This is a genomic window from Nocardioides pinisoli (genome assembly GCF_024199985.1).
Taxonomy (GTDB): domain Bacteria; phylum Actinomycetota; class Actinomycetes; order Propionibacteriales; family Nocardioidaceae; genus Nocardioides; species Nocardioides pinisoli.
Genome location: NZ_JANARS010000001.1, coordinates 39,312 through 53,311 on the forward strand (window position 1 = coordinate 39,312; position 14,000 = coordinate 53,311).

Genomic DNA, 14,000 nt, shown 5'->3' on the forward strand with positions numbered 1-14,000 from the left:
TCAGGAGTCCTGGGGGAACCAACGCGACATCTCGACTGCGGCGCCCTCGTCGTGCACCGTCGCGGTCACGTCGTCGGCCGCTTCCTTGACCTCGTCGACGGCCTGGCCCATCGCCACGCCGCGCCCGGCCCAGCGCAGCATCTCGATGTCGTTGCGCCCATCGCCGATGGCCAGCACGTCGGCCGCGCGGAGCCCGATCTTGTCGACCACGTGCTGCAGGCCCGACGCCTTGGACACCCCGACCGGGGAGAGGTCGAGCCACGCCGTCCAGCCCACGACGTAGTCGGTGCCGTGCAGGCCCAGCTTGGCGGCGAGCTCGAGGAAGTCGTCAGCCGTCGCCTGCGGGTCACGGATGATCACACGACTGACCGGGTCGCCCACGATGTCGTCGACGTGCGTGATGATCTGCTCACCGGACAGCTCGCCGTCGGGGAACACGCGGTTGACCCGGTAGCCGCCGACCTCGCGCTCCTCGACCGCTACGAGCGCGTGGGGGTGGTGCTCCAGCACGGCGGCGACCGCGGGCGCGGCGTCGAAGGTCTCCTCGTGGACGACCTCCATCGGCGGGTAGCGGAAGACCACGGCGCCGTTGGACGCCACGACCCAGAGCTGGTCGGCCTCCTCGCGCGGGATGTCGAGCAGGTCCGCGATGCTGGTCATTCCGTGGGGCGAGCGACCGCTGGCCAGCACGACGTGGGCACCGGCGTCGAGCGCGCGGTGCACGGCGTCGTAGACCTCGGGCGTGATCGTCTCGTAGTCCTCGGTCTGGCCGTCGACCCACTTGAGCAGGGTGCCGTCGATGTCCAGTGCGACGACGCGGGGAGTCCAGTCGTCGTTGCTTGCGCTCGAACGGTCCTCAGGAGCCTGAGTGGCTCGCTGCGCTCGCGACTCAGTCTCCAAGGGGCTTCATCACTTCCAGGCCGCCGAGGTAGGGACGGAGCGCCTGCGGCACGGTGACCGATCCGTCCTCGTTCTGGTGGGTCTCGAGGATCGCCACGATCGCGCGCGGGATCGCCGTCAGCGTGCCGTTGAGGGTCGCGACCGGCACCGTCTGACCCTTGTCGTCGCGGGTGCGGATGTCGAGGCGCCGCGCCTGGAAGTCGGTGCAGTTGGACGTCGAGGTGAGCTCGCGGAACTTGCCCTGCGTCGGGATCCACGCCTCGCAGTCGAACTTGCGCTGCGCGCTGAGCCCGAGGTCGCCTGCCGCGGTGTCGATGACCCGGTAGGCGAGCTCGAGCCCGTCGAGGAACTCCTTCTCCCAGGCCAGCAGCCGCTGGTGCTCGGCGTAGGACTCCTCGACGGTCGTGTGGACGAACATCTCCACCTTGTCGAACCAGTGGACGCGGATGATGCCCTTGGTGTCCTTGCCGTGGCTGCCGGCCTCCTTGCGGAAGCACGGGCTGAAGGCGGCGTAGCGACGCGGCAGCGAGGCGGGGTCGAGGATCTCGTCGGAGTGGTAGGCCGCCATCGCGACCTCGCTCGTGCCGACGAGGTAGAGGTCCTCGCCCTCGATGCGGTAGACGTCGTCGGCGGCCTGCCCGAGGAAGCCGGTGCCCTCCATCGCGCGGGGCTTGACCAGCGACGGGGCGATCACCTGGGTGAAGCCGGCGTTGCGCGCCTGGTCCATGGCCATGTTGACCAGCGCGAGCTCGAGCTGCGCGCCGATGCCGGTGAGGAAGTAGAAGCGCGAGCCGCTGACCTTGGCGCCGCGCTCGAGGTCGATCGCGCCGAGGAGCCGGCCGAGCTCGATGTGGTCGCGCGGCTCGAAGTCGAACTCCCGCGGGGTGCCGATGTGCTCGAGCACGACGAAGTCGTCCTCGCCGCCGGCAGGCGCCTCGTCGGCGGCCGGGTTGGGGATCGCCTTGATGGCCTCGTCCCACTCGGCCTCGGCGGCGTTGCGGGCGGCCTCGGCCTCCTTCACGCTCGCGGCGAGCTCCTTGACCTGCGCGAGCAGGGTCTGCTTCTCCTCGCCCTGCGCCTTGGCGACGAGGGCGCCGCTGGCCTTCTGCTCCGACCGCTTGGCCTCGAAGTCGGCGATCGCCCGGCGGCGCGCGGAGTCCGCCGCCAGCGCCCGGTCCACGACGTCGTCGGACAGGCCGCGCTTGGCCTGGGCGGCGCGCACGCGGTCGGGGTCGTCACGGAGCAGGCGGGGATCGATCATCTCGGGGTCCCTGCGGCGAGGGGAGCGCAGCGAGGCTCGTCGTGGGGTGAGGTCACAGAGGAAGGCTATCCGTCCGGGCGTGGGGAGGCAGTTCCGGTGTGGGCATACTTCGCGGGTGACTCCGGCCTCCCGCAACCGTGCCCTGGGCGGTGCAGCCCTCGCGGCAGCCCTGTTCGCGGTCCTCGGCTTCTTTGTGACCCGTGACCGGGCCCCGCTCGACGCGTTCGACACCGAGGGGCGGCGGCTGGAGGACTGGGCCGACGACCAGGCACTGCTCGTCGACGTGCTGCGGTTCGTCGAGGTGGCGTTCGGCACGATCGGCATGACCGTCCTCACCGTCCTGCTGGCGCTGGTCCTCCTCCTGCGCCGCCACCGCTGGGCGGCGCTGCTGGTCGTCGTCGTGATGTCGGTGACGTCGCTCGCGACGACCGTCCTCAAGCGCTGGCTCGGTCGCGACCGCCCGGACTGGCAGGACGCCCTCGGCGAGCACGTCAACTTCAGCTTCCCCTCGGGCCACGCGTCGTCGGTGGCCGCCTTCGCGGCACTCCTCGTGATGCTGCTGGTGCTGTTCGTCCGTCGTACGAGCCTGCGCCGCCTCGGCATCGTCGCGGTGGTCGCCTGGTGGTTGCTGGTCTGCCTGGACCGGGTGCTGCTGGGGCGGCACTTCCCCACCGACGTGATCGGCGGCTCCTTGCTGGCCCTCACGGTCTTCTTCCTCGCGCTGGCGTTCATCGACCCGCGCCCCCGCTCGATCGCGGGGAAGGCGGAGCCGCTCCCGGAGGTCTACGCCTCGGAGAAGCGGCTCGCCGTCATCCTCAATCCGATCAAGGTCGAGGACGTCGGGCAGTTCCGCTCGCTCGTCGCGTCGATGGCCGCGGAGTCGGGCTGGTCCGAGCCGACCTGGCAGTACACCACCATCGAGGACCCGGGCACCGGCATGGCCGAGCGCGCCGCCGTGTCCGGCGCCGACCTCGTCATCGTCTGCGGGGGCGACGGCACCGTGCGCGAGGTGTGCGCCGAGCTCGCCGGCACCGGCATCCCGGTCGGGATCATCCCGGCGGGCACGGGCAACCTCCTCGCCCGCAACCTCGGCATCCCCCTCTACATCCGCTCGGCCGTCGACATCGCCCTCAACGGCCAGGACCGGGCCATCGACATGGTCGAGGTCGGCGGCGACGCCATGGAGGACACCCACTTCATGGTGATGGCCGGCATGGGCTTCGACGCCGCGATCATGGAGGGCGTCAACGAGGACATCAAGAAGCGGATCGGCTGGGTCGCCTACGTCATCTCGGGCCTCAAGTCGCTGATGTTCCCGGCGGTCAGGGTCGAGATCCAGATCGACGACGACGAGCCCACCGTCCACCGCGCCCGCACGGTCCTCGTCGGCAACGTCGGCTTCCTGCAGGCCGGCATGCCGCTCCTGCCCGACGCCACCATCGACGACGGCGTGCTGGACGTGGTGATCCTGCACCCCCGCAAGTTCCTGTCCTGGATCCCCCTCGCCGTGCGGGTGCTCGCGAAGAGCCAGACCGTCGACGAGCTCATCGACCGCCGCACCGGCTCCCGCGTCCGGATCAAGGCCGCCACCGACACCCCGCGCCAGCTCGACGGCGACTCAATCGGCGTGGGTCGCGAGCTCCGGATGGAGTGCATCCACGGGCGCCTGCTGGTGCGCGTCCCGCGCTGAGGCGGTTTCCGACCCGCGCCGCGGCGGTCGCGCACCTGTAACGCCGGGTTATCCCCTCTACCCACCCCCGTGCATGGGGGTGGGTAGATCGCGTAACCCGGCGTTACAGCGCCTCAGGGGCAGGTGTTGGTGACGTAGCGGGCGAAGGACTTCTCCTCCTCGTTCTCCCAGTCACCGTCCTCCCAGTTGAAGTCCCCCGACTCGACGTCGTTCGCCTCCAAGTCCTCGAGACGGGCGACGAGCTTCTCGAACCCCTGGCGCGCATCAGCCGACATGTTGTCCGGCGTTCCCACCCGCGCCAGCTCCGCACCCCAGTCGTGCACCAGCACGACGAGCTCGTCGTCGGAGGGGAGCCCGTCGGCGAGGAAGCGGTCCATGCCTTCGGACACCATCCAGCTCTTCGCCGCGCAGAAGTCCTCGATGGAGGCGTCCCGGGGGGCGTCGGCACCGGGACCCCCGCACCCGGCGAGCACCACCGAGCAGGCGACCACAAGCGCACTCCGCACCGAACCCACGTCTGCCCCCCGGCTGTCTCGACGGACGACAGGTTCTCACGTCCAGCGGGCGGCGTCAGGCGTTCCGGCGACGTCTCAGGGGCGGGCGTGCTCGATCGCCTCCTCCTCCTCGGGCGAGAGCTGCTGCTCGCACGACCAGGAGGAGATCGACTTGGCGTAGGTCCGCGCCTCGCTGCGGCCGTGGATCGAGGTGAGGACGACCCCGTGCCCGGCGTCGTCGAGGACGGCGAGGCTCCAGCTCAGGTGGCCGCCGACGTCGCCGAAGGCGTCGTAGCGCACCACCGACAGGTGGCGCAGCGCGTCGACGCTCTCCGCCTTGAGCGCCGCGACCTCCTGCCGCAGGCCGTGGACGTCCTCGGGCAGCGCGTCGACGCCCTCGGCGCGGGTGCGAGTCGTCGTACGACGGAGGGCGAGCGCGGCGAGCGCGCAGGCGACGACGGCGAGGACGACGGCGATGGAGGCGAGCACGCGCCGAGCCTATGTTCGCGAGGCGGTCACGGCCGGTCGGACACGGCCGGAGGTGACACACTCCCCGACGTGACCCGACGCATCGCCTACCAGGGAGAGCCCGGCGCCAACTCCCACCTGGTGTGCCAGCAGGCCTACCCCGACTGGGAGCCGCTGGCGTGCGCGTCGTTCGAGGACGCCTTCGCCGCCGTCGAGACCGGCGAGGCCGACCTCGCCATGATCCCGATCGACAACTCGATCGCCGGCCGGGTGGCCGACATCCACCACTTCCTGCCGACCTCCGACCTGCACATCGTGGGCGAGCGGTTCCTGCGCATCCAGTTCTCGCTGATGGCGCTGCCGGAGGCGAGCATCGAGTCGCTGCGCACCGTGCACAGCCACGTCCACGCGCTCGGCCAGTGCCGGGGAGTGATCCGCGAGCTCGGCCTGACGCCCGTCGTGGCCGGCGACACCGCCGGCGCCGCCCGGGAGGTCGCGGAGTCGGGCGACCCGACCCAGGCCGCGATCGCGCCGCCGCTGGCCGCCGAGATCTACGGGCTGCAGGTCCTCCGCGAGGAGATCGAGGACGAGGACCACAACACCACCCGCTTCGTCGTCCTGTCCCGCGACTTCGAGCAGGCGCCGTCCGGTGACGGCCCGGTCGTGACGACGTTCATCTTCAACGTGCGCAACCTCCCGGCCGCGCTCTACAAGGCGCTCGGCGGCTTCGCGACCAACGGCGTCAACATGACCAAGCTGGAGAGCTACATGGTCGGCGGCCACTTCACCGCCACCCAGTTCCTCGCCGAGGTCGACGGCCACCCCGACGACCCGGGGGTGCGCAACGCGCTCGAGGAGCTCGCCTTCTTCACCACCGAGGTCAAGGTCCTGGGCGTCTACCCCGCCGACGCCTTCCGGTCGGAGTGACTGGCACACTCCCCCGGTGATCGATCTCCTGGTCGTGGCCCTGACCTTCGGCGCCATCTTCGTCGTCGAGCTCCCCGACAAGACGTTCATCGCCACGCTGGTGATGTCGACGAAGATGCGTCCGCTCTTCGTCTGGATCGGCGTCGGCCTCGCCTTCCTCGTGCAGACGGGCGTCGCGGTCGGCATCGGCAAGGCCGCCTCCTTCCTGCCCGAGCAGCTGATCCACACCGCCGCCGCGCTGATGTTCGTGATCGGCGCGATCATCCTGTTCCGCGCCGCGCGCACCGCCGACGTCGACGAGGGCGCCCAGGAGGACGAGTACGCCGCCAAGGCCGACTCCAGTGCCCACGGCCTCAAGGTGGTGGCCACCTCCTTCGTGGTCCTGTTCGCGGCCGAGTGGGGCGACCTGTCGCAGCTGCTGACCATCTCGCTCGTCGCCAAGTACGACGACCCGGTGTCGGTCTTCCTCGGCGCCTGGGGCGCCCTGCTGGCGGTCTCCGGACTGGCGGTCATCGTCGGCCGGCTGCTGCTCCAGCGGGTGCGGCTGTCGGTGCTCCACTACGTGGGTGCGGGCGTCTGCGTGTTCATGGCAGCCTTGACCGTGTGGGAGATGACGCGCTGAGCGACCCCTTGGTCGCAGCTGTCCGGGACCGCTTCGTCGCCGTCAACGGCGACCTCCCGATGACCGACGAGGACGACGCCTACGCCCGCGAGCACTTCGTCGAGGCGACGCCCGAGGCGATGGAGCAGATGCTGGCCGGCCGCCTGCCGCTGCCGTCGTACGTCCTCGGCGACGGGACGCCGATGGTGCCCGCCGCGCACGGGGAGCTGGCCGAGGTCGCCGGCGGGGTCGACCGGCTGAAGACGTGGTTCGTCGCCTTCTGGGAGGACGACCCGGCCACCGGTGAGCTGGAGTGGGAGCACTACCTGTCGGGGCAGTACGTCTGCCTGCGCGAGGTGACCCCCGCCCGGATCAAGGCGAAGACCGAGCGCGTCGCCGAGGCGGAGGCCGCGGTCGAGCTGCTGCGCCGCGACCCCCACGACCCGGTCGGTCGCGGCATGCTCGGCGAGGCCGTCGACGGCGTGCTGGGCGTGCCCGGGCTCGACACGATCCTGCTGCCGATGACGGCCTACGACCGGCTGCGCTTCGGCGGTCCCACGGTCCGCGAGCGGTGGGTGGACGGACCGCGCGAGGCGTTCCTCACCCCGCCCCCGCCCGACTGGACGCTGCGCACCGACCGGCTGGTGCTGCGCCCGTTCCGGCCCGCCGACGCCGACGCCTTCGTCGAGGCCTGGGCCTCGGAGGAGTGGACCAGCATGCTGCTCACCCGCACCCTCAACCGGGCCGAGGTCGTCGACATGGTGCGCCGCCGCACCGACCGCAGCGACGCGACCTTCGTCGGCCTGGTCGTCGAGCACGACGGCGTGGTCGTGGGCGACTCGATCCTGATCCTGCAGGGCACCGGGCTCAACGAGGGCGAGATCGGCTGGACGGTCCTGCCCCAGCACGCCGGCAACGGCTACGCCACCGAGGCGGCCCGCGAGGTGCTCCGCCTCGCCTTCGAGGAGTACGGCCTGCGCCGCGTCGTGGCCAACCTCGACGCCCGCAACGACCGCTCCGCCGCCGTCTGCGAGCGACTCGGCATGCGCCGCGAGTGCCACCGGCTCCGCGACTTCTGGTCCAAGGGGACCTGGACCGACTCCTACGAGTACGCCCTCCTCCGCGAGGAGTGGCTCGCCGGGGCCTGACCCCGCCGCGGAGCGCCACTTCCGAGCACGACGCCCACCGCCGGCAGCGCTAGAGTCCCGCCTATGGTCACCACCCCTCATGGAGCCGACAGCGAGGTCGGCCGCCTGGCCACCGTCATGCTCCACCGCCCCGGCAACGAGCTCAAGCGCCTCACCCCCCGCAACAACGACCGCCTGCTCTTCGACGGCATCCCGTGGGTGAGCCGGGCGCAGGAGGAGCACGACGCGTTCGCGGAGACGCTGCGCCATCGCGGCGTGGAGGTGCTCTACCTGACCGAGCTGCTCACCGAGACGCTCGAGAGCGAGATGGCCCGCAACCACGCCATCACCAGCGCCCTCTCGGGGCTGCACCTCGGCGACACGATGCGCCGCTACCTCGCGCAGGCGCTGCGTGACCTCTCCCCGGCCGAGCTGACCGACGTGCTGACCGCGGGCATCCGCAACGACGAGGTCAAGGGCGGCCACGGGCTCGTGACCAGCCTGCTCGACCCGCACGACTTCCTCATCGACCCGCTGCCCAACCTGCTCTTCACCCGCGACTCCAGCGTGTGGGTGCGCGACCGGGTGGCCGTCACCAGCCTCGCGATGCCCGCCCGCAAGCGCGAGACGCAGCTGACCGAGCTGATCTACACCGAGCACCCGCGCTTCGCCGGCACCCGCAAGATCCACGGCTGGCACAACGAGCACGTGGAGGGCGGCGACGTCCTGCTCCTGGCGCCGGGCGTCATCGCCGTCGGGGTCGGGGAGCGTACGACGCCCGCCGGCGTCGAGCGGCTGGCCCGCCAGGTCTTCCACGCCGACCTCGCCCACACCGTGCTGGCCGTGCCGATCGCGCAGGAGCGCGCGACGATGCACCTCGACACCGTGTGCACGATGGTCGACGTCGACAAGGTCGTGATGTATCCCAACGTCGCCGACACCCTCCGCGCGGTGACGGTCACCCTCGACGACCCCGGCTCCGGCGAGTCCGACCTCACGCTGAGCGTCAGCGAGTCCGAGCCCTTCCTGGTCGCGGCCGCCAAGGCGATGCAGATCGACACGCTCCACCAGATCGACACCGGCCTCGACCCGGTCACCGCCGAGCGCGAGCAGTGGGACGACGGCAACAACACCCTGGCCCTCGCGCCTCGCGTGGCGGTCGCCTACGAGCGCAACGACGAGACCAACGACCGGCTCGAGGACGCCGGGATCGAGGTCGTCCGGATCGCCGGGTCGGAGCTCGGCTCGGGCCGCGGCGGTCCGCGCTGCATGAGCTGCCCGATCTCCCGCGAGCCGCTGCACGCGGGGTGACCCCGCCGGGTGTGCGCCGCTCGGTGCACACCCGTTGCTCGACGTGGCCGGAGGGCATCACGTCCGCCCCGCTGGATCGTTGAGCGGGCATGACCGAATCGATCCTCGACGCCCTCGAGCCCGCCGACGCCCGGCGCGTGCTCGCAGCGGGTCGTACGCTGACGCTCCCGCAGGGCTGGTCGCCCATCGCCGAGAGCACCCCGGCCGACAAGGCCTACCTCATCACCGACGGCGAGGTGTCGGTCCGCAAGGGCGGTGTCGAGATCGCCACCCTGGGGCCGGGCTCGGTCGTCGGGGAGGCAGCCATCGTCAACCGCACCCTGCGGTCCGCGACCGTCGTCGCCCTGACGCCCCTGAAGGTCGTCCACTTCACGAGCGACTCGATCCAGGAGCTCGTCGAGCAGGTCCCGGGCTTCGGCGCCGCCCTCCGCGCTGCCGCGGCCGGGCGCCTCGACGGGAGCTGACCGGGTGGGCGAGGCCGCTCCCGAGGTCAGCCGCACGCTGGGCGCCCTGCTCCTCGGCGAGGTGCCGAGCCTGACCCGCGTCGAGGTGGCCGAGCGCGCCGGGGTGCCGCTCGACCTGGCCGTCACCCTGTGGCACCAGCTCGGATTCCCCCACCGCGCCGACGACGACGTCGCCTTCGCCGAGAGCGACGTGGAGGCCCTGCGGCTCTCCGCCGAGCTGGTGCAGATCGGAATCCTGCCGCCGGAGTCGCAGGCGGCGCTGGTCCGCACCTGGGGCCGCAGCTTCGCGCGCCTCGCCGAGTGGCAGACGACGCTGCTCGCCGGGCGCGCCGCCGCGGACGGCGGCCCGACGACCGGCGCCGGCCTGACCGAGCTCGCCAACGACGTCCTCCCCCGCGTCGAGGCGCTGCAGAGCTATGTGTGGCGGCGCCACCTGGCGAGCGCGGCCGAGCACCTCCTGGAGGACGCGAGCACGCTGACCGCCGCCGAGTCGCAGCTCGCGGTCTGCTTCGTCGACATCGTCGGCTACACCACCCGGAGCCGCAGCCTCGACGGCGCGGAGCTGGTGCAGTGGGTCGACGGCTTCGAGCACGACACGACGGCGCTCGTGGTCGACCACGGCGGTCAGGTCATCAAGACCATCGGCGACGAGGTCCTGTTCACCGTCGCCGACCCGGCCGCCGCCGTGGAGGTGGCGCTCGAGGTGACCTCCCGCGGGGCCGACGAGGCCGACCCCTTCCCGGCGGTGCGGGCCGGCATCGCCCACGGCTCCGTCGTACGACGTCTCGGCGACGTCTTCGGGTCGACGGTCAACGCCGCCTCCCGCCTGACGTCGGCCGCCCGGCCCGGCAGCGTGCTCGTCGACGCGGGTGTCCACCGGGCGCTCAGCGAGCAGGACGAACGGGACGGAGGGGACGACGAGGCGCCGTGGCGGTTCCGTCGCGCGCGCCGGATCTCGGCCAAGGGGTTCGACCACCTCGAGGCCTGGCGCGTCCGGTCCCGCTCCGCCGACTGAGCCCGAGGGCTCCGGAGACGTGAAAGCCCGGTCGTTGTTGACGGGGGAAACAACAACGACCGGGCAAGGACGAATCTACTCCGACGCGAAGGGCGCGCACAACCGTTGAATCCGTTGTGTTCGCCCCGTGGGCAGATGGTGGACCGGTCCTTACCGGATCGTCACCTGGCGGTTGGCCAGTCCTGCACGCGCGGAGCGCTCGGCCGCGCTCAGCTCGCCGCCCTTCAGCGCCTCCTCCAGGTCGGCCGCGAACCTCGCCGCCGGCTCCTCGAGCACCTCGGCACCCGTCCCGACCGGGAGGTCCCAGACCGGTGCGAGCAGGCCGTGGGCACGGAACATCCCGACGAACCGGGAATCCGCGGCCACGGAGTCCTGGCCGGCGGCATGCAGGCGGGCCAGCGCGTCGAGCAGCTGGTCCTCGGGGTGCGGCATCACCCAGCGCAGGTGCTCCTTGGTGCCGACGTTGGTCCAGTACGCCGCCTCGACCGAGGTCAGCCGGCTGGTCGGCATCACGCCACCGTTGGCCTGCTCGAGCGCGGCCTCCATGCTCGCGTCGCGCTCGGGGATGTCGTCGATCCAGTACTCGAAGCCGTCGTGCACCGTGATGTCGAGGGTGGAGTCGCTGATCAGGTCCTGGATGCTCGGGCCGTCGCCGGGAGCCGACATCAGCCCCACGATGCCCGGCTCCTCGGTGGCCAGCGCGGCCTCCAGGACGGCGCCGAGGTCACGGGCGGGGTTGCCGTAGGAGTGCTGGACCTGCAGGCCCAGCCAGATGTCGCCCGACTCGCGCACCATCGCGGGGGCGGCACCGGGCAGGAGGGTCGCGAGGCGGACGCTGCGCTCGCCCTCCTTCAGGGTCAGCGGCGCGGTGGCGGCCGGGACGAGCTCGCGCAGCGCGATGACGTCGCACTCGCTCGGCATGCCCTCGAAGGGGCGGGCGACGAAGGTGGGGGCGGCGCCGCCGGCCGCGCCGTGGCACGCCTTGTAGCGCTTGCCCGACCCGCAGGGGCAGGGCTGGCGGGGACCGACCTCGCCGTCGGCGGGGGCGGACTGGGCGCGGTTGCGGGACTTCTTGGCCATGCCCGAACCCTAGTTGTCCACCCGTCCGTCGAGGAGGGCGCCCGGCGAGGGGGTCACTCCCCCAGCAGTTCGAGGATGTGGGCCGGCCGGTCGGTGATGACCGCGGTGACGCCGAGGTCGAGGCAGAGGTCGAGGTCGTCGGCGGTGTTGACCGTCCACACGTGGATCTCGCGGCCCTCCTTGCGCAGGTGGCGACCGAGGCCGGGATGGTTGCGCAGCTCCTCGATGCCGGGGCCGATGATCCAGTCGTCGCCGACGACGGGCCTCAGCACGGGCCAGTGGTGGGCCTTCTCGACCAGCATGACCACGTCGAGCCCCGGCGCGAGGCGGCGTACGCGCTTGACGGCGTTGAGCGAGAAGCTCATCACGCGGGCGGGCGACCCGGGGCGGTCCCACCCGAAGTCGCCCAGCACGTCGACGAGCCGCCGCTCGACCAGCCCGCCGAAGCGGGTGGGGTGCTTGGTCTCGACGGCGAGCTCGACGTGGCGGTCGTAGTCGGCCACCGTCTCGAGCAGCTTGCGCAGGGTCAGCACCTTGCCGGCCTCCGGGTCGCGCTCCGGGGCCTCGTCGTCGAGCTCGGACCACGGGTTCTTCCACGAGGCGAAGTCGAGCTCGTCGAGCTCGGCGAGGTTCATCGTCGACACGAGCCCCGGCGTCGCCGTCGTACGCCGCAGGTCGCGGTCGTGCACGCAGACGAGGTGTCCGTCAGCGGTCAGCCGGACGTCGCACTCCAGCGCGTCGGCGCCCTCGTCGAGCGCCTTCACGTAGGCCGCGAGCGTGTGCTCGGCGGTCTCGTGGCTGCTGCCGCGGTGAGCCACGACCTGGGGCCGGTCTCGAGCCGTCGTCCGGTCGCGGCGCCAGCGCGGCGTACGTCGCATGCGCCGAGCATGTCACGCCCCGGACGCGCGCCGCGGCACCTCGGAGGGTGGACCTGAGCGGACCTCAGATGACCTCAGATCACCTCAGGAGGCCTCAGTGCACGTGGTCGCGCCAGTCGGCCGGCACCCGGTCGGCCGGCCCGGGGGCTGTCTGGTCCTCCGGGCGGCTCTGCGGGTCGGCCAGGCGCGGTCCCGTCACGCCCACGGACCTGCTGTAGTCCCAGAACCAGTCCTCGCCGGGCTCGAAGCTCTGCACCACCGGGTGCCCGGTCGCCTCGTAGTGCGCAGTGGCGTGCTGGGCCGGACTGGAGTCGCAGCACCCCACGTGGCCGCACTGGGCGCAGCGGCGCAGGTGCACCCACCAGCCGCCGCCCGCCTCGCACTCCACGCAGCCGGTGCCCGACGGAGCCACTTCAGGATCGATCCCAGCCGTCATGGCCCCAGCCTGCCCGCTCACCGCTCCCGGGGGAAGGCCCCGGACAGGAAGCCCGGCAGCCAGTGCGCCTCCCAGTCCGGGATCTCCTGCCTCTCGACCGCCGTCCGGGTCGGTGCCTGCGGTGCGGTGCGGTAGCGACCGGCCTCCCGCTCGAGGTAGCGGTAGTTCACCAGCTCGCGGCGCAGGTAGGCGAAGTCCTCGTGCACCCCGAGGAGCACCTCGTTGACCTCGGGCTCGGAGTAGACGCGGCCCGGCTCGAAGCGGCTGAGCACCTCGAGCAGCACCGCCACCCGCACCTTGCGCTTCGCGGGCACCCGCGCGATGCGCCCGTCGACGAAGAGCCGGCCGACGAGCCGCTCCTGCTCGGCGCGCGCCGCGTCGTGGGCCTCCCGCTCGAGCGCGGCACGCGCGGCGGTGTAGCCCTCACCGGTCGCGGCCATGCGGGCGCGGACGACCTGCTTGAAGTCACTGTTCCTGGTCATGCTCGATCACCTCGGCTGCGCTGCGTCCCCAGTACGCCGCTGCAGCGGGCGTCGGCTCGAACCTGACTCACGGATGCGTCCGAGGATCTGCTCCCCTTCGCCGTGCTGCGCGGACTGGGGCCGGCGCGTCTGGCTGGGCGGCGGACGGCGCCCTCGGCGGTGAGTCTCCCAGAGACTCGGCGCCGACGGCAAAGCACTTTCGCCCCGCGGCTGCGAAGCCCCACACTGGGGCGGTGCCGTCGTCGAGCCAGTGGGCCGCCTTCCTCGTCGCCTCGATCCTGTTCATCCAGGTGCCGGGCCCGAGCCTGCTGTTCACCATCGGCCGCGCCCTGACGGTCGGGCGCCGCGAGGCGCTGCTGTCGGTGGTCGGCAACGCCCTCGGGCTGGTGGCCCAGGTGGTCCTCGTCGCGGTCGGCCTCGGTGCCGTCGTGGCCGCGAGCGCGACGGCGTACACCGCGGTGAAGGTCCTCGGCGCCGCGTACGTCGTGTGGCTGGGCGTGCAGGCCATCCGTCACCGCAGCGACGCGCGCCTCGCGATGGCCGACCAGGCTCCGGTGCGGCGCGGACATCCCGTGTGCATCGGTTTCACCGTCGGCGCGACCAACCCGAAGACGATCGTCTTCTTCGTGGCCTTCCTCCCCCAGTTCGCCGACCCGGCCGGACCCGTCGCGCTGCAGACCCTGCTGCTCGGCCTGGTCTTCGGCGTCCTGGCCGCTGCCTCCGACAGCACCTGGGCGATCGCCGCGGGGACGGCGCGCACGTGGTTCGCACGCCGGCCCACGCGGCTCGACACCCTCAGCGCCACCGGCGGCACGATGATGATCGGCCTCGGGGCGACGATGCTGACGGTCGACTGACGCCTCGAC

The 14,000-nt window shown here is 72.1% G+C and carries 16 protein-coding genes; 8 read left to right on the forward strand and 8 right to left on the reverse strand.

Features of this window, described 5'->3' with window-relative positions:
• Entirely contained in the window at window positions 1-807 is an 807-nt protein-coding gene (locus NCI01_RS00205; RefSeq protein ID WP_254180172.1) for an HAD family hydrolase, read from the reverse strand.
• Between the two features lie 82 nt (window positions 808-889).
• Window positions 890-2,161 carry a serine--tRNA ligase gene (serS, locus tag NCI01_RS00210; RefSeq protein WP_254179456.1) on the reverse strand — a complete coding sequence of 424 codons (1,272 nt, stop codon included), beginning with the start codon at window positions 2,159-2,161 and terminating at the stop codon, window positions 890-892.
• A 115-nt stretch (window positions 2,162-2,276) separates the two neighbouring features.
• Between serS and NCI01_RS00215 the strand changes: the two genes are divergently transcribed.
• A complete protein-coding gene (locus tag NCI01_RS00215; protein ID WP_254179457.1) occupies window positions 2,277-3,851 on the forward strand; it encodes a bifunctional phosphatase PAP2/diacylglycerol kinase family protein in 1,575 nt (524 codons plus the stop codon).
• A 113-nt stretch (window positions 3,852-3,964) separates the two neighbouring features.
• Here NCI01_RS00215 and NCI01_RS00220 read toward each other — a convergent pair whose 3' ends face one another.
• Both NCI01_RS00220 and NCI01_RS00225 read right to left on the reverse strand, forming a co-directional pair.
• Window positions 3,965-4,357, reverse strand: a complete 393-nt coding sequence (locus tag NCI01_RS00220) for a hypothetical protein (RefSeq protein ID WP_254179458.1) — start codon at window positions 4,355-4,357, stop codon at window positions 3,965-3,967.
• Between the two features lie 84 nt (window positions 4,358-4,441).
• Window positions 4,442-4,834, reverse strand: a complete 393-nt coding sequence (locus NCI01_RS00225) for a DUF4446 family protein (RefSeq protein WP_254179459.1) — start codon at window positions 4,832-4,834, stop codon at window positions 4,442-4,444.
• Window positions 4,835-4,903: 69 nt separating this feature from the next.
• Between NCI01_RS00225 and NCI01_RS00230 the strand changes: the two genes are divergently transcribed.
• The 6 genes from NCI01_RS00230 (at window position 4,904) to NCI01_RS00255 (ending at window position 10,258) form a co-directional block, all read left to right on the forward strand.
• Window positions 4,904-5,740 carry a prephenate dehydratase gene (locus tag NCI01_RS00230; RefSeq protein WP_254179460.1) on the forward strand — a complete coding sequence of 279 codons (837 nt, stop codon included), beginning with the start codon at window positions 4,904-4,906 and terminating at the stop codon, window positions 5,738-5,740.
• A gap of 16 nt (window positions 5,741-5,756) precedes the next feature.
• Complete coding sequence (locus NCI01_RS00235; RefSeq protein ID WP_254179461.1) at window positions 5,757-6,362, forward strand: TMEM165/GDT1 family protein; 606 nt, start codon at window positions 5,757-5,759, stop codon at window positions 6,360-6,362.
• The gene (locus tag NCI01_RS00240; RefSeq protein WP_254179462.1) at window positions 6,344-7,489 is read left to right on the forward strand and encodes a GNAT family N-acetyltransferase; all 1,146 of its coding nucleotides are present in this window, start codon (window positions 6,344-6,346) and stop codon (window positions 7,487-7,489) included. Before NCI01_RS00235 ends, NCI01_RS00240 begins: the two co-directional genes overlap by 19 nt.
• Window positions 7,490-7,552: 63 nt before the next feature.
• Window positions 7,553-8,779, forward strand: a complete 1,227-nt coding sequence (locus NCI01_RS00245; RefSeq protein WP_254179463.1) for an arginine deiminase — start codon at window positions 7,553-7,555, stop codon at window positions 8,777-8,779.
• Window positions 8,780-8,868: 89 nt separating this feature from the next.
• Window positions 8,869-9,243 carry a cyclic nucleotide-binding domain-containing protein gene (locus NCI01_RS00250; RefSeq protein WP_254179464.1) on the forward strand — a complete coding sequence of 125 codons (375 nt, stop codon included), beginning with the start codon at window positions 8,869-8,871 and terminating at the stop codon, window positions 9,241-9,243.
• A gap of 4 nt (window positions 9,244-9,247) precedes the next feature.
• A complete protein-coding gene (locus NCI01_RS00255; protein WP_254179465.1) occupies window positions 9,248-10,258 on the forward strand; it encodes an adenylate/guanylate cyclase domain-containing protein in 1,011 nt (336 codons plus the stop codon).
• Window positions 10,259-10,408: 150 nt separating this feature from the next.
• Here the strand turns inward: NCI01_RS00255 and NCI01_RS00260 are convergent, their stop codons facing one another.
• From NCI01_RS00260 to NCI01_RS00275, 4 genes are all read right to left on the reverse strand, one after another.
• A complete protein-coding gene (locus tag NCI01_RS00260) occupies window positions 10,409-11,338 on the reverse strand; it encodes a DUF5926 family protein (RefSeq protein ID WP_254179466.1) in 930 nt (309 codons plus the stop codon).
• Window positions 11,339-11,391: 53 nt separating this feature from the next.
• Window positions 11,392-12,216, reverse strand: a complete 825-nt coding sequence (locus NCI01_RS00265) for a glycerophosphodiester phosphodiesterase family protein (RefSeq protein ID WP_254179467.1) — start codon at window positions 12,214-12,216, stop codon at window positions 11,392-11,394.
• 94 nt (window positions 12,217-12,310) lie between these two features.
• Window positions 12,311-12,652, reverse strand: a complete 342-nt coding sequence (locus NCI01_RS00270; RefSeq protein WP_254179468.1) for a UBP-type zinc finger domain-containing protein — start codon at window positions 12,650-12,652, stop codon at window positions 12,311-12,313.
• Between the two features lie 17 nt (window positions 12,653-12,669).
• On the reverse strand, window positions 12,670-13,134 hold the full coding sequence (locus tag NCI01_RS00275; protein ID WP_254179469.1) for a DUF2087 domain-containing protein: 465 nt from the start codon (window positions 13,132-13,134) through the stop codon (window positions 12,670-12,672).
• A gap of 233 nt (window positions 13,135-13,367) precedes the next feature.
• Between NCI01_RS00275 and NCI01_RS00280 the strand changes: the two genes are divergently transcribed.
• Entirely contained in the window at window positions 13,368-13,991 is a 624-nt protein-coding gene (locus NCI01_RS00280; protein ID WP_254179470.1) for a LysE family translocator, read from the forward strand.
• Window positions 13,992-14,000 lie beyond the last annotated feature (9 nt).

Coding starts and splice junctions, on each gene's coding strand:
- NCI01_RS00265 (WP_254179467.1), bottom strand. CDS start 12,216: ATGCGACGTACGCCGCGCTGGCGCCGCGACCGGACGACGGCTCGAGAC.
- NCI01_RS00245 (WP_254179463.1), top strand. CDS start 7,553: ATGGTCACCACCCCTCATGGAGCCGACAGCGAGGTCGGCCGCCTGGCC.
- serS (WP_254179456.1), bottom strand. CDS start 2,161: ATGATCGATCCCCGCCTGCTCCGTGACGACCCCGACCGCGTGCGCGCC.
- NCI01_RS00250 (WP_254179464.1), top strand. CDS start 8,869: ATGACCGAATCGATCCTCGACGCCCTCGAGCCCGCCGACGCCCGGCGC.
- NCI01_RS00260 (WP_254179466.1), bottom strand. CDS start 11,338: ATGGCCAAGAAGTCCCGCAACCGCGCCCAGTCCGCCCCCGCCGACGGC.
- NCI01_RS00275 (WP_254179469.1), bottom strand. CDS start 13,134: ATGACCAGGAACAGTGACTTCAAGCAGGTCGTCCGCGCCCGCATGGCC.
- NCI01_RS00270 (WP_254179468.1), bottom strand. CDS start 12,652: ATGACGGCTGGGATCGATCCTGAAGTGGCTCCGTCGGGCACCGGCTGC.